At 62.6% G+C, this 23,582-nt stretch carries 23 protein-coding genes; 14 read left to right on the forward strand and 9 right to left on the reverse strand.

Features of this window, described 5'->3' with window-relative positions; translation table 11 throughout:
• Window positions 1–116: 116 nt before the first annotated feature.
• The 4 genes from ACVOLV_RS17570 to ACVOLV_RS17585 form a co-directional block, all read right to left on the reverse strand.
• The gene (locus tag ACVOLV_RS17570) at window positions 117–1,175 is read right to left on the reverse strand and encodes a serine hydrolase domain-containing protein (protein ID WP_481555474.1); all 1,059 of its coding nucleotides are present in this window, start codon (window positions 1,173–1,175) and stop codon (window positions 117–119) included.
• A 63-nt stretch (window positions 1,176–1,238) separates the two neighbouring features.
• Window positions 1,239–2,051: an alpha/beta fold hydrolase gene (locus ACVOLV_RS17575; protein WP_481555475.1), complete on the reverse strand. Its 813-nt coding sequence runs from the start codon at window positions 2,049–2,051 to the stop codon at window positions 1,239–1,241.
• 219 nt (window positions 2,052–2,270) lie between these two features.
• Window positions 2,271–3,473, reverse strand: coding sequence for an MFS transporter (locus ACVOLV_RS17580; RefSeq protein ID WP_481555476.1), 1,203 nt, complete (start codon window positions 3,471–3,473; stop codon window positions 2,271–2,273).
• 35 nt (window positions 3,474–3,508) lie between these two features.
• Window positions 3,509–4,714, reverse strand: a complete 1,206-nt coding sequence (locus ACVOLV_RS17585; RefSeq protein ID WP_481555477.1) for an MFS transporter — start codon at window positions 4,712–4,714, stop codon at window positions 3,509–3,511.
• 135 nt (window positions 4,715–4,849) lie between these two features.
• Between ACVOLV_RS17585 and ACVOLV_RS17590 the strand changes: the two genes are divergently transcribed.
• The 8 genes from ACVOLV_RS17590 (at window position 4,850) to ACVOLV_RS17625 (ending at window position 12,636) form a co-directional block, all read left to right on the forward strand.
• Window positions 4,850–5,434, forward strand: a complete 585-nt coding sequence (locus ACVOLV_RS17590; RefSeq protein ID WP_481555478.1) for a TetR/AcrR family transcriptional regulator — start codon at window positions 4,850–4,852, stop codon at window positions 5,432–5,434.
• A gap of 227 nt (window positions 5,435–5,661) precedes the next feature.
• On the forward strand, window positions 5,662–6,183 hold the full coding sequence (locus ACVOLV_RS17595) for a sigma-70 family RNA polymerase sigma factor (RefSeq protein ID WP_481555479.1): 522 nt from the start codon (window positions 5,662–5,664) through the stop codon (window positions 6,181–6,183).
• A gap of 3 nt (window positions 6,184–6,186) precedes the next feature.
• Window positions 6,187–7,155 (forward strand): FecR family protein, encoded by a 969-nt coding sequence (locus ACVOLV_RS17600; RefSeq protein ID WP_481555480.1) that lies wholly within the window; start codon window positions 6,187–6,189, stop codon window positions 7,153–7,155.
• 141 nt (window positions 7,156–7,296) lie between these two features.
• Window positions 7,297–9,819 (forward strand): TonB-dependent siderophore receptor, encoded by a 2,523-nt coding sequence (locus ACVOLV_RS17605; RefSeq protein ID WP_481555481.1) that lies wholly within the window; start codon window positions 7,297–7,299, stop codon window positions 9,817–9,819.
• A 76-nt stretch (window positions 9,820–9,895) separates the two neighbouring features.
• Window positions 9,896–11,035, forward strand: a complete 1,140-nt coding sequence (locus tag ACVOLV_RS17610; protein ID WP_481555482.1) for a PepSY-associated TM helix domain-containing protein — start codon at window positions 9,896–9,898, stop codon at window positions 11,033–11,035.
• Complete coding sequence (locus tag ACVOLV_RS17615; RefSeq protein WP_481555483.1) at window positions 11,032–11,205, forward strand: hypothetical protein; 174 nt, start codon at window positions 11,032–11,034, stop codon at window positions 11,203–11,205. Before ACVOLV_RS17610 ends, ACVOLV_RS17615 begins: the two co-directional genes overlap by 4 nt.
• Before the next feature lie 317 nt (window positions 11,206–11,522).
• Entirely contained in the window at window positions 11,523–11,792 is a 270-nt protein-coding gene (locus tag ACVOLV_RS17620; protein ID WP_481555484.1) for a hypothetical protein, read from the forward strand.
• A 169-nt stretch (window positions 11,793–11,961) separates the two neighbouring features.
• Window positions 11,962–12,636 carry a hypothetical protein gene (locus ACVOLV_RS17625; RefSeq protein ID WP_481555485.1) on the forward strand — a complete coding sequence of 225 codons (675 nt, stop codon included), beginning with the start codon at window positions 11,962–11,964 and terminating at the stop codon, window positions 12,634–12,636.
• A 134-nt stretch (window positions 12,637–12,770) separates the two neighbouring features.
• Here ACVOLV_RS17625 and ACVOLV_RS17630 read toward each other — a convergent pair whose 3' ends face one another.
• From ACVOLV_RS17630 to ACVOLV_RS17645, 4 genes are all read right to left on the reverse strand, one after another.
• Window positions 12,771–13,979, reverse strand: a complete 1,209-nt coding sequence (locus ACVOLV_RS17630) for a low temperature requirement protein A (protein WP_481555486.1) — start codon at window positions 13,977–13,979, stop codon at window positions 12,771–12,773.
• Window positions 13,976–14,245 (reverse strand): hypothetical protein, encoded by a 270-nt coding sequence (locus ACVOLV_RS17635; protein WP_481555487.1) that lies wholly within the window; start codon window positions 14,243–14,245, stop codon window positions 13,976–13,978. The genes ACVOLV_RS17630 and ACVOLV_RS17635 overlap by 4 nt, the downstream gene beginning before the upstream one ends.
• A gap of 188 nt (window positions 14,246–14,433) precedes the next feature.
• A complete protein-coding gene (locus tag ACVOLV_RS17640) occupies window positions 14,434–15,207 on the reverse strand; it encodes an SDR family oxidoreductase (RefSeq protein ID WP_481555488.1) in 774 nt (257 codons plus the stop codon).
• 695 nt (window positions 15,208–15,902) lie between these two features.
• Window positions 15,903–16,178: a hypothetical protein gene (locus ACVOLV_RS17645; RefSeq protein WP_481555489.1), complete on the reverse strand. Its 276-nt coding sequence runs from the start codon at window positions 16,176–16,178 to the stop codon at window positions 15,903–15,905.
• Window positions 16,179–16,313: 135 nt separating this feature from the next.
• On the opposite strand from ACVOLV_RS17645, the gene ACVOLV_RS17650 reads away from it, so the two are divergent.
• Window positions 16,314–16,724: a hypothetical protein gene (locus ACVOLV_RS17650; RefSeq protein WP_481555490.1), complete on the forward strand. Its 411-nt coding sequence runs from the start codon at window positions 16,314–16,316 to the stop codon at window positions 16,722–16,724.
• Window positions 16,725–16,849: 125 nt separating this feature from the next.
• Entirely contained in the window at window positions 16,850–18,409 is a 1,560-nt protein-coding gene (locus tag ACVOLV_RS17655; RefSeq protein WP_481555491.1) for a sensor histidine kinase, read from the forward strand.
• On the opposite strand, the gene ACVOLV_RS17660 is transcribed toward ACVOLV_RS17655, so the two are convergent.
• Window positions 18,371–19,108, reverse strand: coding sequence for a response regulator transcription factor (locus tag ACVOLV_RS17660; RefSeq protein WP_481555492.1), 738 nt, complete (start codon window positions 19,106–19,108; stop codon window positions 18,371–18,373). The genes ACVOLV_RS17655 and ACVOLV_RS17660 overlap by 39 nt on opposite strands.
• Window positions 19,109–19,436: 328 nt before the next feature.
• Here ACVOLV_RS17660 and ACVOLV_RS17665 point away from each other — a divergent pair, with 328 nt between their 5' ends.
• The 4 genes from ACVOLV_RS17665 (at window position 19,437) to ACVOLV_RS17680 (ending at window position 23,420) form a co-directional block, all read left to right on the forward strand.
• Window positions 19,437–19,712 (forward strand): metal/formaldehyde-sensitive transcriptional repressor, encoded by a 276-nt coding sequence (locus ACVOLV_RS17665; RefSeq protein WP_481549974.1) that lies wholly within the window; start codon window positions 19,437–19,439, stop codon window positions 19,710–19,712.
• Window positions 19,713–19,760: 48 nt separating this feature from the next.
• Window positions 19,761–20,870 (forward strand): S-(hydroxymethyl)glutathione dehydrogenase/class III alcohol dehydrogenase, encoded by a 1,110-nt coding sequence (locus tag ACVOLV_RS17670; protein WP_481555493.1) that lies wholly within the window; start codon window positions 19,761–19,763, stop codon window positions 20,868–20,870.
• Window positions 20,871–20,965: 95 nt separating this feature from the next.
• Window positions 20,966–21,793 carry an S-formylglutathione hydrolase gene (gene fghA / locus ACVOLV_RS17675; protein ID WP_481555494.1) on the forward strand — a complete coding sequence of 276 codons (828 nt, stop codon included), beginning with the start codon at window positions 20,966–20,968 and terminating at the stop codon, window positions 21,791–21,793.
• Window positions 21,794–22,001: 208 nt separating this feature from the next.
• Window positions 22,002–23,420, forward strand: a complete 1,419-nt coding sequence (locus ACVOLV_RS17680; protein WP_481555495.1) for a GGDEF domain-containing protein — start codon at window positions 22,002–22,004, stop codon at window positions 23,418–23,420.
• Window positions 23,421–23,582 lie beyond the last annotated feature (162 nt).

Raw genomic sequence — 23,582 nt, forward strand, 5'->3', positions numbered from 1 at the left:
GCGGGGGGCCGCCCCCCCCCCACCCCGCCCCCCGCCTCCGCCCCCCCCCCCCACCCACCCCCGGGGCCGGGGGGGGCCCCCCCCCCCCCCCCCCCCCCCCCCCCCCGGTTCTCCGTCTACTCGATCACCGGCAGCACTGCCTCACGGCCGTAGACAAGATCAACGATCGCTTCCAGAAAAACGTTGGTCGGAATGCGTTCCCCATTGGTGGAGTAAGCAATCGCCACATCGTCCTGGGGGTTGTAGATGACACGCGAATGCGAGCCGAGGACGTCTCCGCCATGACCAAGGAAGTGATCCTCGCCATACGTGAACGCAGCCAGCCCCCGCCCCCAGCCGCTGCCGCCCGAGTGCGGCTTCATCTGTTCCAACGTCTCCTTGCGCACGAGCTTGTGCTCGAACAGGCCGGAGATCAGTGCATTCATATCGTGTGGGGTGGCTGCGATATCACCAACACCGATCACGTTCGAGTACTCGATGTCCTTGATCTCCCGCCATCCGCCTGTGTATGCATAGGACTTGAAGGTGTTGTTGGGATGGAACCCCGTGGATGCAAAGTTCCGCAGGCCAAGCGGTGCTGCGATCTCCTGCGCGACGATGTCATGGTAGGCACGCCCATGGACTTGTTCGATGATCATCCGCAGCAGGAAGTAGGCGGAATTCGAGTAGGCAACGCGCTGGCCAGGTTCGAATGCGATGCCTTGCTGCTTTATCTCAGCCAAGATCTGGTCCTGGCGTTGTGGATCAACTACCCATACCTCGCCATTCCTGATCGCGAAGTTTCCAAGGCCACTTGTATGCTCCAGCAGGTTGCCGATGCTTATTTTCCGCGCTGCTGGCATATCGGGAAAATAGCTGGACAAGCTGTCATCCAGGCTCAATCTCCCGTTCTCGATCAGCTTGAACGCGAGGATCGCGGTGACCATCTTTGTCACCGACGCTATCTGGTACTTGCTGTCCGCATCATGGGCAATACCGGGCAGGTTCTGCTGCCCGAAGCTCCTGGCATAGATCTCGCGACCGCCCTTGAAAATGGACACGCTGCCGATGCCGCTATTGTTGTTCTCGACACGGTCGAGGAAGGCATCAAGCCGTTCTGTCGGCATGGCCGGCGATGACAGCGGGGCCGAAAGAACGCCCTGCGAAAGCGCAAACGCAGGTATCCACAGCAGCATGGCAAATAGTCTATTCATCGTGTTGGGTATCCATGGCCCCGGTTTCCCTGCCTTCTCGCACCTTCAGTCCGCAATTTCCCTGATCGCCTGCGCCACCGCGGCGGGTTTTTCGCGATGGATATTGTGGCCGGTGGTGAAGTAGCGATGGGTGCCGCGGGAGAAGCCTGAGAACAATGCAGCGTGCTGTGCCTTCCACAGTGCCTTGCCTGCTGCCGTTTCCTCGAAGACGAATGGTTCAGTGGCAGGCTGGGTGGCGGTGAGCAAGGCAACCGGAAGATCCGGCATGGTGCGTGGTGTCTGTGCGCCGGGTGCATCGAGCTGTGAGATCAATGTTCGATAGTCGGCTGCCATCGTCGCCGGCAGCATGCCAAGCAATGTTGCGTCATCGACGAGCACGCGGCTTGTATCGGCCTGTTTGAAGGCGTGCCGCTGGCCCATCGTCGCAGGATCAACGAGGACAAGCGCGCGCAATTGCTGCGGATGGCGGCGAGCGAATTCGGTGGCAAGCAGCCCTCCGTACGAATGCCCAACAAGCACCACCTTCTGTCCATTGGCCAGATCGTCGATCACGGCGCCAAGGTCAATGAGGTGGGCATCAATATCCTTGGTCTTGCCATCGCTGCTCGATTTTCCAAGCCCGGCGCGGGAATAGGTGATGCTGCGATAGCCTGGGCCCAGTACGGCGATCACATCCTTCCAGACATCCCCGCCCTGGCCGAAGCCCGACTCGAACACCACGGTGACCGGCCCTGTTCCGGACTGCTCGGCGCTCAGCACGTAATTGCCGCGGTTCACCGTTACGTCGCTTGCCTGTGCCGTTGCGGCAGTCATCATCAGTGCCGCCAGAGCCCATACCTTCAATCTGCCTGTGCGCATTTATTGTCCCCTGCAAGCTGTGTTGGATTGGCGGGTCATGCTGGGACGACGAACCACCGATCGTTGGCCGATGCAGCGGAGTCTTCATTTGGTGTGTTGATAATATAGTTATGTATAACACCACGCATCCCTGCCGGAAGTCATGTGGGCTGGAGAGCCGGGGTCAGAGCGGGGTTTCGCTTCGAAACCCCACTCTGACCCCGGTTTGCCCGCCTGGCCTCAATAGCGTCGGCCACGAACCATCGAAGCGATACACAGCAGCAGAGCGGTCGCTGCAAGCACTGCCGCAGCCGACAGATTCCCGCCAAGACCAACCTGGTCCAGCAGACGACCTCCTGCCCATGCCCCAAGTGCTATGCCGACATTGAAAGCGCCCACGTACAGCGCGCTGTTCACTTCTATGGCTAAGCCCGACTCTGACCCCGGTTTAGCTGTTGGCTGCATCATCCAGGTCATCAGTCCAACCGATACACCGCCGTAGGCCAGGCCCCAGAGCAGGAGCAGCAGGCCTCCGCGCAATGGCGCATCGCCGATGGAAAGGAACAGGATCGAGGTGACCAGCAGGCCCGCCGCAATGGCGATCACGGCAACGGATACATTGCGCGGGGCAACCAAGCCGACCAGGAAATTGCCAGCGATGCCGGCGATGCCATAAGCCAACAGCAGGCCTCCGATCCAGGCGGGGTCCACGCCAGAAACCGCTTCCAGCAGCGGGCGGACGAAGGTGAACACCGCGAAGTGGCCGGTGACCAGCAACAGCGTCAAACCCAGCCCGAGCAACACGCGACGATTGCGCAGTTGCTCCGCGAAATGACGCAGCTGTATCGATGCGGTGACGGGAAGCGAGGGAATCACCGCAGCATGCAGCAGCAAGACCAGCGTGCTCAGCAATGCCATGCCGGCGAATGCCTGACGCCATCCAAGCAGCTCACCTATCCATGCACCCAGTGGTACGCCCAGTACGGAGGCTGCAGCAACGCCACCAAAGATGATGGCGGTGGCCAAGCCCACGCGTTGCGCGGCGACCAGCCGTATCGCCAGCCCGCCGGCAATCGCCCAGATCCCGCCCATGCACACGCCTACCAGCAACCTGGCAGCAAGCATCCACGCCATGGTCGGCGCCAGTGCGGATGCGGCATTGGCTGCTACCAGCAGCATCAGCAAGCCGCACAGTATCCTGCGCCGGTTGATACCGCCGGCGGCGATCACCACCATCGGTGCGAACAGTGCCGCCAGCAACGCTGGCGCGGAGATCAGCAGGCCGGCATTGCCGGCGCTGGTAGCAAGATCCTGGGCAATTGGAGTGAGCAGGCCGACCGGCAGCATTTCCGTGGTCACAACCGAGAAGGTCGCAAGCGCGACAGCCACAACTGCCAGCCACGGATGGGCCACGGCGGCTGCCGTGGAGGAGTGGGTTTGCATGGTGTGTTCCAGTTTGAAAAGGGTGGCGGCTGCCGTCAGCAGACGTTGGTGGATTGCTGCAGACCAGGGTGCAGGCGTCGGGCAGCACAGATCGACAACAGCAGCACCGCTGCACCGGCAGCTGCGCTCACGGCGAAGCCCGCCTCGGCACCTGCCGCGTCCACGCGTTGTCCGCTTGCTGCGGCGCCGAGCGCCACGCCAACATTCAGTCCGGCCAGCAGCCAGGTCATGCCTTCGGTGAGCTGCTGCGGCGGCACGCTGCGCTCGACCAGCGACATCACCACGATCATGGTGGGCGCAAAGAACACGCCAGCCAGCAGCACGCTTGCCACCAGCGTGGGCAGGCCCGTTGCCAGCAGCAAGGGCAGGGTAGTGAGCGCTGTCGCCACGCCGCCCAGAAGCAGCAGGTGATGCAGGGGCGCTTTCAGTTTCAGCGCGCCGAATGCCAAGCCTGCCGCACACGAACCCAGTGCGTAGGCCGACAGCACGAGACTGGCGGCAAAGGGTTGACCGTGCTGTTCGGCGAAGGCCACGCTGGTGATATCGATGGTGCCAACGATCACGCCCATCGCCACCATCAGCAGTGCAAGCAATTGAACGTCGGCAATGGCGATCACCGATTGGGCGAGGCTTTTGGCAACAAGCGCATCGGGCTGCGGCTGGGTGGTCCGCTGCATGGCAAGCATGGTTGTGCCCAGCGCCAGCAGCAGCGCGGCACACAGCACGCCGGCCTGCGGAAACAAGGCAACGCACAAGCCAATAGCCAAAGGCGGCCCTGCGATGAAACTCACCTCATCAAACACCGTTTCCAGCGAGTACGCCGTCTGCAACTGCGGCTGCCCACGGTAGAGGGCGGTCCAACGGGCCCTGACCATCGCTGACATGCTCGGCATGCACCCGCCCAACACGGCACCGGTGAACAGCAACCAATCCGCTGCCTGCCAATGGCTGGCGAGGACGATCAGCAGCATGCCCACAACACTTGCCGCTGATGCCAGCGGCAAAACCTTTGCCTGGCCATGGCGATCGACCCAGCGCGAGATGCGTGGCGATGCCAGCGCATAGCTCAGGACGAAGGTCGCCGACACCGCGCCGGCCAAGGCATAACTGCCGCGTAGCTGTGCCAACAAGGTGATGATGCCGATACCGGTCATCGGCAGCGGCAGGCGCGCCAGCAGGCCGGCGAGGGTGAAGGCGGTGGAGCCGGGTGCAGAAAAGAGCGTGCGGTAGGCGCTGGCCATTGGGTGTCTCCAAAAGGCTGCGGCTTGCCAAGGTTGAGGCGGGCCGCAACAATACATACGAGGCGTATGTAAAAAGCCTACATACATACGCGATGAATGTAAATAAACATACGAGCCGTATGAAAGGAGTTCGTTTTGGTCCGCCGCACCCGCGTTGAAATGGAGGCCACCCGTGCCTCACTGTTGGCCACCGCCCGTCGAGTGTTCGCCGAGCGTGGCTATGCGGATACATCGATGGATGAGCTCACCGCCCAGGCCGGCCTGACCCGTGGCGCGCTGTATCACCATTTCGGCGACAAGAAGGGCTTGCTGGCAGCCGTGGTCGAGCAGATCGATGCAGAAACGGATGCCCGGCTGCAGGCCATCAGCAACGCTGCCTCCGATCCCTGGCTGGGCTTCCAGCAGCGCTGCCGGGCCTACCTGGACATGGCGCTGGAACCGGAGATCCAGCGCATCGTCCTGCGTGATGCGCGTGCGGTGCTGGGCGGAGCGACGCTGGATTCGCAGCGGCATTGTGTGGATTCGATGCAGCGACTGATCGAGGACCTCGCCCGTCGGGGCGTGATTGCCGAAGTGGATGCGCAGGCCTTGGCATCGTTGATCTACGGCAGCCTTGCCGAGGCGGCATTCTGGATCGCCGAAGGTACGGATGGCGACGTGCGACTGCGCAAGTGCACGCTTGCATTGGAGCTGATGCTGCGTGGGTTGACGCAGCACTAGAGGGTTGCGTTCGGCTGTGCGGGCGCTGGCGAGCAGAGAAGACTCAGGCCAGTTGTCCGCGCGGCACTCCGACGCGGCAGCGGTTGAGCTTGGACCGGCGGCCCCAGGAACGCCTGCTGGCCAGGGCCTGCTGTTTGCGCCAAGCCGGTAGCTTGTCCATAATGCGAACCATTCTCATTACCGGGAGGCCTCACGACGGAGGACTCCCGCGTGCCGGGCAGGGGTCCGTGGCTGCAATCGAGTTCACCGCACATCGACAGATTGAAACCCTGTACGCCGATCACCATGGCTGGTTGAGCGGCTGGCTTCGGCGTCGGCTGGGCAATACCGCCGATGCCGCCGATCTCGCCCAGGATGCCTTCGTACGCCTGCTGACCCGGCCGGTGCCGCTGGCCAGCGCGCCGCAGGCGCGCCAGTACCTGCGAACGATGGCCAACGGCATGTGCATCGACCTGTGGCGGCGGCGCGAGGTCGAGCAGGCGTGGCTGGACGCCCTGGCCGCGCATCCGGAAGCGGTGGAACCATCCGCCGAAGACCGCGCCATCGTCATCGAAACCCTGTGCAGGGTCAGTGCGATGTTGGAGCGCTTGCCGGAAAGGGTTGCCTCCGCCTTCGTGCTGTCGCAGCTGCATGGCCTGCGCTACCGCGAGATCGCCGAGCGTCTGCAGGTGTCCGAGCGCATGGTGAAGAAATACATGGCGCGGGCGATGTTGCATTGTGTGTTGCTCGACGCCGGCAACGGTTGCTGAGGCATGCCATCGCCTTCTGCCGCTGTCGATCATGCTGCGTTGGAACAGGCTGCCTGGTGGTACGCCACGCTGCTTGATGCCGAGGACGATGCCGAGCAACAGGCGCGCTGGCAGCAATGGCTGCAGGAACCCAGCCATGCCCGCGCCTGGGCGCAGGTGGAAGCGGTCAGCCGCCAGTTCGCGCCACTGCGCAGCGAGCACCTGCGCGGGGCAGCCGATGCCGGTTTGAAGGCGGCGCGTCGGGTGAGCAGCAGCCGTCGTCGCGTGTTGTCGGGGCTGGCATCGTTGGCCACGCTTGGCGTCATCGGCTGGCAATACCCACGCATCCGCCACGAATGGTCGGCGCGCACCGCGGACTACCGCACCGCTACCGGCGAAATCCGCGACACCGGTCTGGCCGATGGCAGCCATGTCTGGCTTGCCCCTGGCAGTGCGCTGGACGTGGACTACAGCCCCGAACTGCGTTCCTTGCGGCTGCACGAAGGCGAGATCCATGTGCAGACCGCAGCCGATGCGCGGCGCGGCTTCGTGGTCGAAACCGCCATGGCCCGGCTGCGTGCGCTGGGCACGCGTTTCAACGTGCGTCTGCAGGCGCAGGCGCTGCAGTTGGCCGTGCTTGAAGGTGCGGTGGAGGTAAGCGCGGCGGGTCTGGTCAGCGTGGTCGAGGCCGGGCAACGGCTGCGTGTCGATGCCGCCGGCATCGGCCCCACCCAGCTTGTGGGCCCGGGCACCGATGCATGGATACGCGGCATCCTGATGGCCGACCAGATGCCGCTTGCCGAACTGGTTGCCGAGCTGTCGCGTTACCGGCCCGGCCATCTGGGCGTGGCACCGGAGATCGCCGCTTTGCCGGTGGCCGGCGTATTCCCGCTGCGTGACCCGGACGCCGCCCTGGCGATGCTCGAACGCAGCCTGCCGGTGCGGGTAAGCCGCCCCCTGCCGTGGTGGACGACGCTGCAACCGCTGCACTGATACCGGCAGCGGCGGCGTACTCATGCCGGGGCGAGCCGGGGCCGATGTGGATTTTTGCAGGAAGTGGTTCCCCTTTTTCCGCCCTCGTCCGATCAACAGGGAAAGCACTCCATTTCCTGTCCCCACGTTCGAGAGAAATCCATGCATCGCCTCCATCACTCCCTGGCGCCGATCCGCCGACAGCTGACACTGGCGGTCTGCCTTGGCCTTGCCGTCGCCACCCTCGCTCCGCAGCAGGCAAGCGCGCAGCAGGCCTCGACCAAGCTGCAGCAGGCCAGGTCATACACCATCCCGGCAGGGCCGCTGACCAGCACGCTGAATCGCTTCGCGGGCGAGGCAGGCATCTTCCTGTCCGCTGCCGGCGAGCTGACCGCTGGCAAGCGCAGCCCGGGTTTGAGCGGCAGCTACAGCGTGCCGCAGGCGCTGGATGTGCTGCTGCAAGGCAGTGAACTGGACTGGCGTATCGACGGTGACCGCGTCACCCTGCAGCGGCGTGCAGCCGCGGCTGCCGGCAGCACCGCCGCAGCGGCAGTCACCGCTTCGCCGCAGACCTCGACGCTGGCGGCGCTGCAGGTCAACGGCACCTACCTGGCCCGCAACAGCACTGCCACCGGCTTGAACCTGGACCTGCGCGAAACCCCGCAGTCGGTCAGCGTGATCACCTCGGCGATGATGGAAGACCGCAGGATCGAGAACCTGGCTGATATCGTCGAGCACACCACCGGCCTGTCGATCAGCCGCTACGAAAGCAACCGCGGCAGCATGTTCTCGCGCGGCTCCAAGATCGAGAGCTACCTGATCGACGGCGTGCCCACGACCATCGATGAGCAGTGGAGCGCCGGCGAAATCCTCAGCAATACCGCCATCTACGACCGCGCCGAAGTGCTGCGCGGCTCGGACGGCCTGATGGTCGGCACTGGCAGCCCATCGGCGGTGATCAACCTGATCCGCAAGAAGGCCGACAGTCGCGAATTCACCGGCAGCGCCTCCGTTGAGTACGGCCGCTGGGACAAGCGCGGCGTGACCGTTGACCTTGGCGGGCCGCTGTCGCCCAGTGGCTCCACCCGCATGCGCGTGGCCGCCGACTACGACGAGGGCGACAGCCACATCGACCGCCTGCGCAACCGCAGCCATGTGGTGTACGCCACGCTCGAACAGGACATCGGCGACAACACGCTGATCGCGGCCGGTATCAGCCAGCAGGACAACCATACCGACAGCCCGAGCTGGGGCGGCGCTCCTGCCTGGGCGCTGGGCGCGGACGACAAGGTCGAGCGCATCCGTGGCCTGCATCGCGGGCTCAACACCTCGCCGGACTGGTCGTACTGGGACAGCAGCTACCGCAACTGGTTCATCGATGCCGAGCACCGCTTCAACGCCGACTGGAAGGCCAGCGTGCGGGTCAGTCGCGGCCAGCGTGAATCCGAATCCAGGCTGGCGCTGTTCTATCCGTATCCGATCGACCCGAGCAACGGCAAATCGGTGATGGCGATGGAGCTGATGCCGGGCTTCGTCTACAAGTTCCCGGTGCCGGGCTATGCAGGTGTCTACTGGGTGGACAGCGACAAGGATGCCGCCAGTGCGCGCGTCGATGGTGGCTTCGAGCTGTTCGGTAGGCATCACGAAGTGCTGGTCGGCTACGACCATTGGAAGGAACGGGTAGTGGCCGACGGTGCGCCGGGCTCGGTCACCATCGCCACCACGCCGAACGTCTACGACTACAACGGCGGCGCACCGTTGCCGAGCTTCATCGCCCGCCAGAACTACAACAAGCGCGAGGTCACCCAGAACGCGGTGTACGCGGTGGGGCGTTTCACGCTTGCCGATCCGCTGAAGCTGATCCTCGGTGCGCGCATGATCGATTACAAGGTGGTCGACCTGAAGACGCCGGCCAACAGCTATTCGCTGGACAACGAAGTCGTGCCCTACGCAGGGTTGGTGTACGACATCAATAGGCAGTTCTCCGCGTATGCCAGCTACACCAGCGTGTTCCAGCCGCAGAACTACCGCGATGCCGGCAACCGCCTGCTGTCACCGATCGAAGGCAATACCTACGAAGTCGGCTTGAAGAGTGCCTTCCTGGACGGCCGCCTCAGCGCCACGCTGGCGCTGTATCGCATGCAGCAGGAAAACGTTGCCAAGTACGCCGGGCAGGTGCCGGAAGATCCTTCCAACCCAAGCGGCCCGCTGCGCTCGAGCTACGTCGGCACCGACGGCACGGTCAGCAAGGGCTTTGAAGCCGAAGTGGTCGGCGAGATTCTCGACGGCTGGCAACTCAGTGCCGGCTACAGCCGCTTCAAGGCCGAACAGGCCAATGGCAGTGATGTGAACACGGTGATCCCGCGCAAGCAGTTCAATCTGTTCACCAGCTACCAGTTGCAGGGCGCGCTGCAGGGGCTGACCGTGGGCGGTGGCGTGCGTTGGCAGAGCAGCACCTTTGCCTGGCAGCCGGCGGCGCAGGCGCTGGGCATTCCGGCATTGGAACAGCCGTCCTACGCCGTCGTCGACCTGATGGCGCGCTATCAGTTCACTCCGCAATGGTCGGCGCAGCTCAACATCGGCAATGCATTGAACAAGTCCTACTTTGCACCGACCGATGACGGCATGCAGTTGTTCTGGCAGGCGCCGCGCAACGCCACCATCAACGTCCGCTATACGTTCTGACCGCGCACCGCCATCCGGCAGAGGTGCCGGATGGCGGCATGCATCGCGATCTCCCGCAAAAACGAGCCCTACCTACGTGACTGGCACTTCCCGCACCTACCGTCTGAACCTGTGGCTGCACCGTTGGTGCAGCCTGTTGGCAACCCTGCCATTCCTCGTGCTGTGCCTGACCGGCACGGTGCTGATCTTCCATGAGGAGATCGATGCAGCGATGGGGGTGATGCCGGCGGCGCCAGGCCTGTCTGCCTCGCAGCGGCCTTTGGCCGAATCGGTGGCTGCGGTGCTGGCTGCCAGCCCGGATGAGAAAGTGATCTACCTCGGCCTTGATGCCGATCACCACCCGGGTTTGCTGCTGCTCAACACCGTGCCGCACGGGGACAGCGGTTTCGAGCGGGCGAAGCTGCAGTTCACTGATCTGGCCACCGCCGAATGCATCGATGCCAGTGCAGGCGATGGAACGACCTTGACCGGCTTCCTGCTGGAGCTGCATGCACAGTGGTTCCTCGGGCCGTTCGGTGAGCTGCTTGGCGCCTTCTTCGCGTTGCTGGTGCTGGTGTCGTTGTTGTCCGGGCTGGTGGTGTATTGGCCGCATGCCAAGAAAGTGGCGTTCGGCCTGCTGCGGCGCGGCAAGGGGCCGCGGCTGCGGCAATTGGACCTGCACAACATCATCGGTGCGATCGTGCTGGGCTGGGCATTCGCCGTCAGCCTGACCGGCTTCCTGCTCGGCTTTGGCACGCTGGCTACCGGCTTGTGGTCGCAGCAGCAGCTTGCACGCGTGCAGAGCATGCATACCGGAGCGCCCGTCGATCTGCGGCATCCTCCGATCGATGCCGACCATGCGCTTGCAGCGGCGTTGACTGCAGCACCAACAGGTTGGCAGGTCAGTTCGATACTGTGGCCGGGCACGGATTTCTCCACGCCGCGTCATTACACCGTTCTGATCGGCGGCAGCGGGCTCGACGAGCGTCTGGTGCGGGTGGTGCTGGTGGATGCTGCCAATGGCGAGGTGGCGGGGACTGCCGAACTGCCGTGGTACCTGAAGGCGATCACCTTGTCCGAGCCACTGCACTTCGGTGACTACGGTGGCATGCCACTGAAGATACTGTGGACCGCCTGCACCTGGTTGACCTTGTTCATCACCATCAACGGTGCATGGCTATGGTGGGACCGGCGGCGCAAGCGCAAGGTCAAGGTACGTGAGGAGCTGGGGCCATGACTGGGAAGCGCACCATCATCGTTACCGTGCTGCTGGCGATCCTGAGCATGCTTGGCCTGATCGGCATGCTGGTGGTTGATGGAGGTTGGGACCTGTTTTTCTTCCTGCTGACGATCCTGCCATTGCTGGTTGGCGTGGTTGCCATGTGGCGAAGAAGATCCCCACGCTGATGCATTGTTGCGGGAGGTGACTGAGCTTGTAGATGAATTGGGCGTTTGCAGCTCTCAGTGCATCCAACGCCGCAGATTTTCTCGTTAATTCCAGATCAAAAATTCAACGTCGGTTTTGATGGCTGACTGCGCGCAATGCGCTGCGATCGCAGCGATACAGCCGTTTCCATTGCCAGCCGAATGACTCAGGCTGCGATTGCAGGGCCGGCAGTGTCTTCACGCTCCTTGCACCTGTTCCAACGCTTCATGAAACCGAATGACGACCTCACCGGAAACGCAGTTATATTCCTGATTCCCCACACGAAGGAGGGATTGGAATGTTTATGACCAAGCAACAGATGGTGATGGCGCGTACGCTCGGCGTTGCGATTGTCGCTGCCGCAAGCCTGTCTTCCTGCGCAACCTACAAAGAAGAATTCGCAGGGATCAACTCACGTCTCGATCAGCTCGACACGCGTGTTCAGGGTGCGGCCCAGAGTGCCGAATCCGCCAATCAATCCGCACAGCAGGCCAACCAACGGCTGGATCAGATTGAAGGTCGTGTCCAGCAACTCGAAAGGGCTCCCCGCCGCACGCCGCGCGGTTAGTCCGCTCGAGCACGTTTCGTAACGACTCATTGAGTCGAGTAGTTGAAAAGGAACCCGGTGGCCTTTGTGGGCCACTGGTTTCCATACGTCAGACAGTCTTACCTGAAGGAACCGTCCCATCCGTACGCACACAAACCCTGCAATCCGAGCCGCCTGTGGCGCATTGGTAATGGCGCTGGCTTTCGGGAGCATCGGCGTGGCCAGCGCAGAGGATGCTGTCGCGCAACCGGCTGCCGCGGTTGATGAACTGCCGCCCGGCCAGGAAGTCTCCGACACGGTGATTGAACTTGCCGGTTGGGTTGTCGCAAGCAAGGACAACCAGGGCTATCCGTTTGCGATCATGGACAAGGCGGCAGCACAGATCCTGGTGTTCAGCGGTGACGGTCGGCTTCGTGGCGCGACACCTGGTTTGTTTGGTTCTGCGACCGGTGATCACACCGCACCCGGCGTTGCCGGACTCGCGCTGCGCGAGATTCCTGGCCGTGATCGCACCACGCCAGCGGGGCGCTTCGTCGGCGGCTTTGGCCCGTCCATCGATGCAGGCCGAGTGTTGTGGGTGGACTACGAGTCCGCGGTATCCATCCACCCCACCGCTACCGGCGTTCCGGCCGAGCGGCGCGTCGAGCGCCTTGCATCGCCCACGCCGGATGACAACCGCGTCACCCATGGCTGCATCAACGTCTCGCCCGGGTTCTACGAGCAGGTCATCAGTTCGACCTTCGAGCGTGGGGGTATCTTCTACATCCTGCCGGACAAGGATTCTTTGGAAGATACCTTTCCGGAGTTCGCACAGAGTAGAGAAGCAGCACAAGGCAACGGCGGCGGCGCGCGCTCTTCGCGCTGATGAAGATGTTTACGCTCGCTGCTCGCAGCTGGCGAAACAGCGCAAGGCCTGAGATCCCAGATTCAGAGCGCGAGGCTGCGTGTTCCATGTAATGAACAGCAGAGGACATGTGCGGTGCTCGAATTCCTGCTGTTTCACTGCTGCACTTTGCTGCGCCGCTCCCGAATCAGGCGTGCTTCCCAGAGGCTCACGATCAGCACGACCGCTGTGGTCAGCCAACCCATGATCAACATGTCGGCGCGCAGTCCTACCGGCACGAGCGCCAGCAGCAACAGCGCGCCAACCAGATGGGACACCGGCATCGTCCCGTAGACAACTCGCTTGTAAGCGGCGCTGCCCAGCAGATAGATCGCGGGTCCTGCCAACAGGATCGCGACCTGCGCGGCGGCTGGATGGGCATGCGGATGTGCCAGTACCAGGTCGTTGCCCACTGCCGAGGCGATCACGCCTGCGATGAGAATTGCATGCACGTAGTGGAAGTAGGCGCCGATGCGGCCGGGGTCGTCCGAATGGGAGATCGCGTTGGTCGCATCCTTGCTTGAGGTGCCGAAGTACAGCCACCACATGGCCAAGGTCCCCACGAAGGTGGCCAGCAACGCGAGCACCACCGGCGCGTCCCATTCGGCCGCATTGGCCAGTGTCGCGCCGCTGGCCAGCAGGGTTTCGCCCAGCGCCACAATCACGAACAACTGGCAGCGCTCGGCGAGATGACCACCCTCGATGGTCCATTCCCGTGTGCGTGAGCGGCCCATTCCGGGCAGCGCGAAACCGAACATCGGCGATACGTATTCGCAAAGAATCGCGACCACCCATAGCAATGCGCGGGTCTCGTGCTGGACCATCGCCCCGGAGAGCCAGAACACCGCCGAGATCGACAGCCAGCCCAGCATGCGCCGGTAATTGGGCGCCAGCGGATGGCTTGCAGGCAGTTGCAAGGTGATGAAGGCGGTTCGTCCTACCTGCATTGCCGCGTAGGCGGCCGCGAACACCAGTCCCCGGTCGGCGAACGCCATCGGGATGCTGGCGGCCATCACCAGCCCGAGCAGCATGGTCACGAACATCAGGGCGCGTATGCGCGGCGTCTCCGGGTCGAACCAGTTGCTGACCCAGCAGGTGTACTGCCAGCCCAGCCACACCGCGAACCACAGGATCAGCGTTTCAACCACGCCGGCAGCGCTGAGGTTGTGCAGCAGCTCATGGCTGAGTTGTGTCACCGCGAACACGTAGACCAGGTCAAAGAACAGTTCTTCATAGGTCACCCGCGCATGGTGGCCGTCGCGGCGGCGTAGCAGGGGGTGGCCGGGGAACTGTGCGCCAGCCATGTCGCCAGTCGAAGGCTTCATGACAGCGACAACCGCCAGGCCGCAACGCAGGCTGCAATTGCCGGTACGGCGAAGACAAGTACCAGGATCGGCAACTCCTCACGGAAACTGTAGCCGGCATGGGCAACACCAACCCACATATTGATGCCTGCAATTACCAGCCAGACCGGGATGAAGATCTTGGCGGCCAATGCCATGCCGGCTGTGGTGGCGGCCCACAGCCAGCCAAACAGGAGGAACAGGCCCAGCAGGACAAGGCCGCCAAGGATCACCAGAACGACATGCATGCTCATCTCTCCCCGGAATCGAGTTCAGGCTGGGCCGGGTTTGGCGCCAACTGGCTGTGCGTACCCGCCGAGGAGAATACGCCCAGACTTCCTCCGACTTCCTTGTCGCTTTTGCGGTCGAAACACATCGGGTTCGAGATCGGACTTTCGCTCAGCTCAGAGCATCGAACCCGGTAACCTGTGCCGGACTATCGCGTTGTGTAGCCGCCGTTGGCGAAGATCGTCTGCCCGGTAATCCACCAGCCGTCGGTTACCAGGAATTTGACGATGGGGGAGATGTCTTCGATGTCGGTTAACCCGGTCTTGCTGTACTTGCTCAGCGCGGCCGCGGACTTGTGATAGGCCACTGCGTCGGGCTGCTCCTGGCCATAGAAGAAAGGGGTGTCCATCGGCCCCGGGCCAATCGCATTGACCGAAATCCCCCGCTCGCCGAATTCCTTTGAAGCGGCGCGTGTGTAGTGCTCAACAGCGGCCTTGCTGCCGGGATAGATTGCATAGAAGGGGGTATATGCAGCCAGCAGCGAACTGACGATCGTCACGATGCTCCCGCCGTCAGCCAGTACGCGGCCCGCCTGCTGGATGAAGAAGAAGGCGGCCTTGGCATTGGCGTCAAAGCTCTTGTCGTAGTCTGCCTCGGTGATTTCCGCGATCGGCTTCTTGATCACCACGCCGGCGGTGTTGATGGCAATGTCGACCTGTCCAAAGTGCGATCTGGCTTGTTCGAACAGCTTCATGTTGTTGTCCACCACGGCCAGGTTGCCTTGGAACAGGATGGCGTCGGCCCCCTTGGCGATCAGCTCGGCGGCGGTTTTATCCGCTTCCTTCTTCGATGAGTCGCTGTTGTAGTGAATGGCAATTCCGCGCGCTCCCGCATCTACAAACTGATGGGCCACCAAGGCACCGAGGTTCTTGCCGCCGCCGGCGATGACCGCGACTTTGTTCTTCAGGGAATGGTCTGTCATGTTGATGGTCCTTTGATCTGGGGACGGGCTTCGGCTGGGGCATGGATTCGCGGTGGCCCACGATTCCTGGCGACGCCGCAACAGACGGTGTCGCGTGGCTTCGCCAACTGCTTCAACTGCGGCGGAGACTGGCTTTGCTGTTGCTCAATACCGCGCGCAGTCGTAAGAGCTGCGTGCGACTTTCCTTGGAAACCTCCAGTCGGCTGGCGCCCGTTGCCACATCTGGGTCGCTCAACCACCGGCCTGCGGATGCGCCCAGGGTGGCCATGGCAGCTTCCTGGATGCACCGCGCTCTAAGCGCCTCCAGGGCAGGCTGCAGCTCGTGCAGGGTTCTCACGCGTAAAGGTGGAATCGATTGCCCTGCAAGACCTGCAGCAAGAGTGCTTTGCAGGTGCGCAACAACATCTGCAAGCAGTGCCGAGGTGATTGAATCTGCCTGCTGAACTTCCGGAAGTCGTTGTCTGATTCTGTCAATGAGCAGGTGCGTGTCGTTGTCGAGACAGGACTTTGTCGGCATGGCTGGATGAATGTTCGGTCGTTTGAGGAAAGGGCGGCTTCGGTTCCTTCATGCGCTTTCGAGCTGCGACTTCCTGTTGCAGGTGACGCGGTTCGCTTGGCTTTTGATACTGCGTGGTTGCGTTTGGATGCTCACCATTTATCACCGGTTTCATGAGAAAGCATGCGTGATCCCGGTGTTAAGGCTGGCTATATTCCGTAGCGGGGAACGCATTGGTGGTGGAATGGGCTGGGCACTTCTGTTCAAACGGAAGTAGTGCGGCTTCAATTGCTTCAAGCACCATCAGGTCGATCTGGTCGCTGCTGCCGTTGGGGTCCTGCAAACCGTTGATGTACAGGTTGGCGGCTAGTTGCCTGATCTTCTGAAGGACTTGAATTCGAGCGTTTGCGTCCAGCGAAACATCGTTCAAAGAGTCACTCAGGGCTTTCAGTTGATCGATGCTTGGGTACGTCATTCGGTCGAGTTTCCCGCGTTGATCCAGAGAGTGGGTGTGCTACTGCGGTTGGAGCGTCAGTGTCGGGGCACCGTGGTTCTAGCGGGTTTGTCGAGTCAGAGCAGAAAACCAATATCCATGGATGTGGCGAGGCATATGCTTATCTATCCAGTAAGGTCGGTTGGAACCCCGGTCAGCTTCCAGCTCCAACTCGCGGACTGGCCGGAGGTATGCATAACGGGTTCTTCCAGCCCGGAGGAGAAAATCAACGCTGCCTTGAGGCTGGCTGTGCGCGAGCGCACGGCCGCATCCCGGCCTGTTCCGTTGCCGCGTGCCAAGCCGCGCGGCGAGATAGCTGCTCGCTTGTCATTTAGTGAGTCCTTGAAGGTGATTCTTCTGAACGAGATGATAGGAAAGGCAGCTTCCTATCATTCCCTGGCACTTGCGCTGGGCATGCCTCCTGCGTTGATCAGGCAGCGTCTGGATATCTCGGGCGCGACAGACCTTGAGTTCCTGGAGAAGGTTGCTGGCGTCCTTGGCAGGCGCTGGTTCGCGTACATTGCATGAGGCAGTATTCAGCTGCGGCGTCCGAGCTCTGGAAGCATCGTTCTCTGTGGTGACTCTTGTTCCTCGTGTGAGCTGCTCCATCGCGACAGGAAGGAGGTCTTGGATCTAAGCTACAAAAGCAGGTCGTGGAATACACGCATCGATTGTCACCAGCACGGGTGAGAAACGATGAGGAATGCCAACAGGGTGCGGAAGCCAGCGGGTGCTGGTCCGTGCGTGAATCAGGTGCCGGGAGATTCGTTATCAAACAGGTATTTCTTCTCAGGCCGGTACAGCGTTGGCTTTCCAATATTCCGCTGCAGGACCCGGTTGACCGGCGTAATGCGCCGTTCCTGCAGATACTGCTGATCTTCCTTGGGATATTCATTCCGCTCAACAAGTCGCTTTATCTCTATGCAGTACTGAGTGGTCGCTGGTCGGCTGATCTGCCCGCGCGTAGTGCCATGCTTGCTGATCTGGCGACTGACGTATTGATGACATCGGCGGTGTGGGCCGCTGTCTGGCTGATTCGAACGGGGCGGTTCCGGCGCGGTATGCATCTGTTCCTGGGCGCGGTGCTGTTGTCCATGGCTGTCATCTACACCACAACGGGAATGCTCGGCCTGCGGTTTGATCCGATGCCAATGATCCTGCTGGCGCTTTCCGGTCTGGTGCTGGGGCGGCGGACGTTGTGGATCACCTTGGCAACGTGTGTTGCCATTCTGGCCGCGACCTTGATCGCGGACTACCTGCGGGCAACGCTGGGCGGCGGAGTGGCCTCGGTCGCAGGTTTCGGCAAGGCGATATCGTTGGCCGGGATCTGGTTGATCATCGCGATCGCGCTGGATCGCACCGTGGCTGCATTGCGCATCAGCCTGGACGAATCGAATGCTCGTGGTCAGGAACTCGAACTGGCATACACCCGTCTGCAGGAGGAAGTGGCGGAACGGGAGCGTACCCGCGAGCAACTGGTGCATGCCCAGAAGATGGAGGCCGTGGGTCGGCTCGCCAGTGGCGTGGCACATGATTTCAACAACGTGCTGGGCATCGTTCTGGGGCAGGCCGCGCAGCGCGAGCGGCTTGCAGACAAGGGAGCCACAGCGCTTTATGGTGCGTTGGAGGACGTTGAGCTCGCTGCCAAGCGAGGGCTGGTGATCAGCAGGAAGCTGTTGAATTTCAGCAGGCAGGACGTGGCACGTCCGCAGGTCTTCGATGCGCGTGCTTCGCTGCAGGAGCTCTTGCCAATGCTGAAGCAGCTTTTTGGTGGACGCGTGCAACTGCAACTTGATTGCGGTGACGAGGCCCTGCCGGTTCGCATGGATGCAGACCGCTTTGGTTTGGTCGTCCTCAATATTGCAGCCAACGCGAGGGACGCGATCCCCGGCGCGGGTACGTTCCAGATCACGGCTGCGCGCGAAGGCGGAGCGTGGGTCTCACTGGCCTTGGCGGATGACGGTTACGGCATGACGGATGCCGTGCGGGCACGAGCATTCGATCCTTTCTTCACCACCAAGCCTATCGGCATGGGAACAGGTCTGGGATTGTCGGTGGTGCTGGACATGGTTCTTGAGGCTGGCGGGAGCGTTGAGCTTGTTGCCCGACAACCGCAGGGAAGCGTGGTGAAGATACTCCTCCCGTTGGCGGACGTGCCGGGAGCTATCCTGGACTCAGTTGGCGAGCAGGTAACCCTGTCCACGGACGGATAGCAGCGGTAATGGTGGCGACTCGGGAGCCGCGCTGGCGGCTTTCCGGCGGATCCGGTGTACCAGGGCTTCCAGGCGGTGTGGATCGAAGTCGGAGGCGTTGTCTGTCAACGCCTCGATCAAGCGTTCCTTTTCGACGGTCTGCCCGCGGTTGGCATTCAGCAGACTCAGGAGTGAGCGCTCCGGGGTGGTCAGTGCGATGATTCGCCCGGACGGAGGTACGAGACACCAGTCGTCAGATACCAACGTCCAACGCTCATCACCGCTCTCGGTGTTGCTACTGGTTGCGTCTTGCCGGGCGCGGTCAAGGCGGCGCGACAGGCTATGCAACGTGGCTGCGATTATGTCGATGTCGACCGGCTTGGAAAGGTAGGCGTCAGCACCGTGGAGCATCGCGCGAAGGTGGTTGTCCCTGCTTTCCGTGCCCGTCAGCATGATCAGGCCAAGCCCGGGCTGGATCCGGCGCAGGTGCGCCGCAATGCTCAGGCCATCCTCGCCCGGCAGGGCGATGTCCAGGACCACAACGTCGAACTTCTCGGTCAGCAGGCCGCGGTAGAGGTCGGCTGCGTCATTGAAGCCGTCCACCTTGAAGCCATAGTCGCGCAGGCCAGGAAGCAGGACGCGTTCAAGCAGCATCGAATCGTCTTCGGTAATGGCCACCTTCAAGGGAAGGTCGGGGCTTTTGTCGGCTTGGCGGCTCAAGTGGGTGAGGTCTCGATTGTCGGACCAAGACTACTTGAGTTGCCGGGGAGCCATCCAGCTTTTTGCGGCAAGGGTGGGGTGGTGGCTGGCGCCGCGGTCGCTGGCGTGTTTCAGCTGAATGCATTTCAGGAAGGCGGGTTCGCAGGGGCTGCCTTGCCCAGCTTGAACCGCTGGATTGAGACGGCAAAATACCTGCAGAGCCCTGGTGATGAACGGGGCCAGCGCAAGGCGATTGTCGCGCCCTCCGGGCCGGGCTGGAAGCCGCCCGATTGGCATTTTCCATGACCCCAAAATATACTATCCCCCAGTACAGGATATTGGGGCCGCCATGCCGCACTCCCCCGCAGAGAAAAAGAAGGTCCTGGCCCGGGTCAAGCGCATCCGTGGCCAGTGCGATGCGCTGGAGCGCGCCTTGGAGGCTGGGGCCGATTGCAATCCGGTGCTGCAGCAGATCGCGGCCATCCGTGGCGCGGTCAACGGGCTGATGTCCGAGGTAATGGAGGCGCACCTGCGCGAGGAGTTCGGCCAGCCGGCGCGCTCCGATGCGCAGCGCGCTGCGCGTGTTGCCGAGATGTCCAGCCTGATCCGTTCCTATCTCAAATAGTTCGGCGGCGCTTTGCGCCGTCTTCGTCATTCCCGCAGGAGAAAATCCATGAAATCACGTGCCGCCGTTGCCTTTGGTCCGGGCCAGCCTTTGCAGATCGTCGAGATCGATGTCGCGCCGCCGAAGGCCGGCGAAGTGCTGGTCAAGATCACCCATACCGGTGTCTGCCATACCGATGCCTTCACCCTGTCAGGTGATGATCCGGAAGGCTTGTTCCCGTGCGTGCTCGGCCATGAAGGCGCCGGCATCGTGGTCGAAGTGGGTGAGGGCGTCAGCTCGGTGAAGGCCGGTGACCACGTTATTCCGCTGTACACCGCCGAGTGCGGCGAGTGCCTGTTCTGCAAGAGCGGCAAGACCAACCTGTGTACGGCCGTGCGCGCCACCCAGGGCAAGGGCGTGATGCCGGACGGCACCAGTCGCTTCTCGTACAACGGCGAGCCGATCTATCACTACATGGGCTGCTCGACCTTCTCCGAGTACACCGTGGTGGCCGAAGTCTCGCTGGCCAAGGTCAATCCGGAAGCCAACCCGGAACACGTCTGCCTGCTGGGCTGCGGCGTCACCACCGGCATTGGCGCCGTGCATAACACCGCCAAGGTTGCCGAAGGCGACAGCGTCGCTGTATTCGGGCTGGGTGGCATTGGTCTGGCGGTCATCCAGGGCGCGCGTCAGGCCAAGGCTGGTCGCATCATTGCCATTGACACCAACCCCTCCAAGTTTGAGCTGGCCAAGCAGTTTGGTGCCACCGATTGCGTCAATCCCAAGGACCACGACAAGCCGATCCAGCAGGTCATCGTGGAGATGACCGGTTGGGGCGTGGACCACAGCTTCGAATGCATCGGGAACACCAATGTGATGCGTGCTGCGCTGGAATGCGCGCACCGTGGTTGGGGCCAGAGCGTGATCATCGGCGTGGCCGGTGCGGGCCAGGAAATCTCCACCCGTCCGTTCCAGCTGGTTACTGGCCGCAAGTGGCTGGGTACCGCCTTCGGCGGCGTGAAGGGCCGCAGCCAGCTGCCGGGCATGGTCGAGGACGCGATGAAGGGCGATATCGAGCTGGCCCCGTTTGTGACCCACACGATGGAGCTGGACAAGATCAACGAAGCCTTCGACCTGATGCACGAAGGCAAGTCGATCCGCTCGGTCATCCATTACTGACCGAAGTGCATGTTGTAGGAGCGGCGTAAGCCGCGAAGCTCGCACTCCTTCAGTCGCAACAGATCCAATCACCAACACCCAAGGATTCAAAAACCATGCAACGACTCGAACACCGCGCCTGCTTCGGCGGCTGGCAGGACGTTTACCGGCACGAATCCAAGGTGTTGGGTTGCGAGATGACGGTGGGTGTGTACCTGCCGCCGCAGGCCGAGCACGGCCCGTGCCCGGTGCTGTACTGGCTGAGCGGGCTGACCTGCACCGAGCAGAACTTCATCACCAAGTCCGGCGCACAGCGTTATGCAGCCGAGCACGGCATCATCCTGGTGTCGCCGGATACCAGCCCGCGCGGCGAAGCGGTTGCTGATGCCGAGGGTTATGACCTGGGCAAGGGCGCCGGCTTCTACCTCAACGCGATCCGTGAGCCGTGGTCGCGTCACTACCGCATGTACGACTACATCGTCGATGAGCTGCCGGCATGGGTGGAAGCCGATCCGGCGGCCAGCGATGTGCGTGCGATCAGCGGACATTCCATGGGCGGCCATGGTGCCTTGACCATTGCGCTCAGGAACCCGGGGCGGTACCGCAGCGTGTCGGCGTTCTCGCCGATCGTGGCGCCGTCGCAGGTGCCATGGGGGCAGAAGGCGTTTGCGGCCTATCTGGGCGAGGATCGCGAGGTCTGGAAGGCATATGACGCGACCGAGCTGGTTGCGCATGCGCAGGAGAAGCTGCCGCTGTTGATCGATCAAGGCGGCGCTGATGAGTTCCTTGAGAACCAGTTGCGCCCGCAGTTGTTGCAGGCTGCGTGCGAGGCGGCCGGGCACCCGCTGGAGCTGCGCATGCAGCCGGGTTACGACCACAGTTATTACTTCATCAGCAGCTTCATCGGCGAACACATCGCCCACCACGCCAAAGCGATGCGCTGAGCGTTTCGCGCGTTTCGCCTTTCTGTAGAGCCGAGCCACGCTCGGCTGGGGTGTTACCGGTAAGGCTCCTGCCGAGCATGGCTCGGCACTACATTGGTGGGGCCTCTGCCGAGCATGGCTTGGCTCTACGGGTACCGGGTCTGCATCACAGTGTGTCCATGGCGGTCGCGTTATCGTGCAGGTCCACGGCCTGTTTGATGGAGTATGCATGCCGCTGCTGCTTGTCCTGCTGTTCGCTGCTTGTCACGGCCTGGTGCTGGCGCTTGGGGAGGGCGGGGCCAATGCGGGCTCGTTCGTCTTTCTGGTGGCTGCGCCGTTGGTTGCTGGTGGCGCTTGTCTGTGGCGTGGCAGGCACGATCGCCTGGCGATTGGTTGGTACGCGATCGCGCTGGCGATGCTGCTCTGGGCCGGGGCCATGGCCCTCAACATGATCGATGCATTGGGCGCTGGACGTGCCGATATCACACCGCGCGCCAGTCTGTTGCTGTACGTGGTGTATGGCGTGCCGCTGGTTTTCATCCTTGCCCGCGCCCGGCATGAGCGGGCTCGTATCAGTCTGATCGATGCCGCCATGGCAGGCCTGTTGGGCGTGTTGTTCTTCGTGCATACCGGGTTCTTCGCTGATCGCATCGACGTCGACGAGCGGGCGCTGGCGAATGTGCGTTACATGTTCGATATCCAGAACCTGTGCATTGCGGGTTTCGCGGTGGTGCGTTGGCTGGCCGATGATGTGCCCGAGCACCGCGCCTTCTTCCGGGCGCTGGCGCTGTACGCGCTGGCCTATCTGCTGGTGGCCGGCTACATAAACCACTTCGCCTCGGAGGATTCCTTCGGTGCCTACAACGATGTATTGATTGATTTTCCGTTCCTGTTGCTGGCAGTGCTGGCGCTGCAGGACCTGCCTGTGCCGCGTTTCGTGCCCAGCCCGTGGTTGTCGCGATTGGTGCAGGCCGGTGGCCCGATGATCCTGCCCTTGCTGTTGCTGGTGGTCGGGACCTTGGTGGTTGACCATGCGCGGCCATTGGCCATTACCGGCTTCGTCGTTGCAACCGTGGGTTTCGGCGTACGCAGCACCTTGCTTCAGATGGATCTGCTAGCGCGGCAGGCGTCGCTGGATCAACTGGCACGGCAGGATGGTCTGACCGGCGTGGCCAATCGCCGCCAGTTCGACGCGGTGCTGCAGGCGGAGTGGAACCGGGCGCGGCGCAATGGCAACGTACTTGCTCTGCTGTTGGTCGATATCGATCACTTCAAGGCGTTCAACGATGCCCATGGGCACCCGGCCGGTGATCGTTGCCTGCAAGCGGTGGCGGCACGGCTGCAGGCCCATCTGCGGCGCGCCACCGATTGCCTGGCGCGCTATGGCGGCGAGGAGTTCGCGGTGATCGTGCCCGATTGCGGGCGGGAAGATGCGGTCGCGGTTGCCGAGAACCTGCGGCTGGCGGTGGAGGCGCTTGTGCTGGCGGAAGGGAAGGTCAGCATCAGTGTAGGCGTGGCCTTCCTGCAGCCAACGGCGCTTGCCCGTGCGATGCAGCTGCTGGTCGATGCCGATGCTGCACTGTATGCGGCCAAGCATGCCGGCAGGAACCGGGTGTCGGTGCGCAATGATGTGGCGCTGGGCGTCTGATTGCAGCTTGTGGTGATGGCTGGCTGTAGGAGCGGCGTAAGCCGCGAAGCAAGTGCGGTGGCCGCCGTCAGCATTGCCCGTAGTCGGGGAAGAACGGGGCGCTGTTGCTGCAGTGGCTTGGGGCGGGGGGAGGCGGCGGCACCTGAGTCTCGTAGGGGCTGG

This window comes from Stenotrophomonas sp. STEN023 (assembly GCF_056760135.1).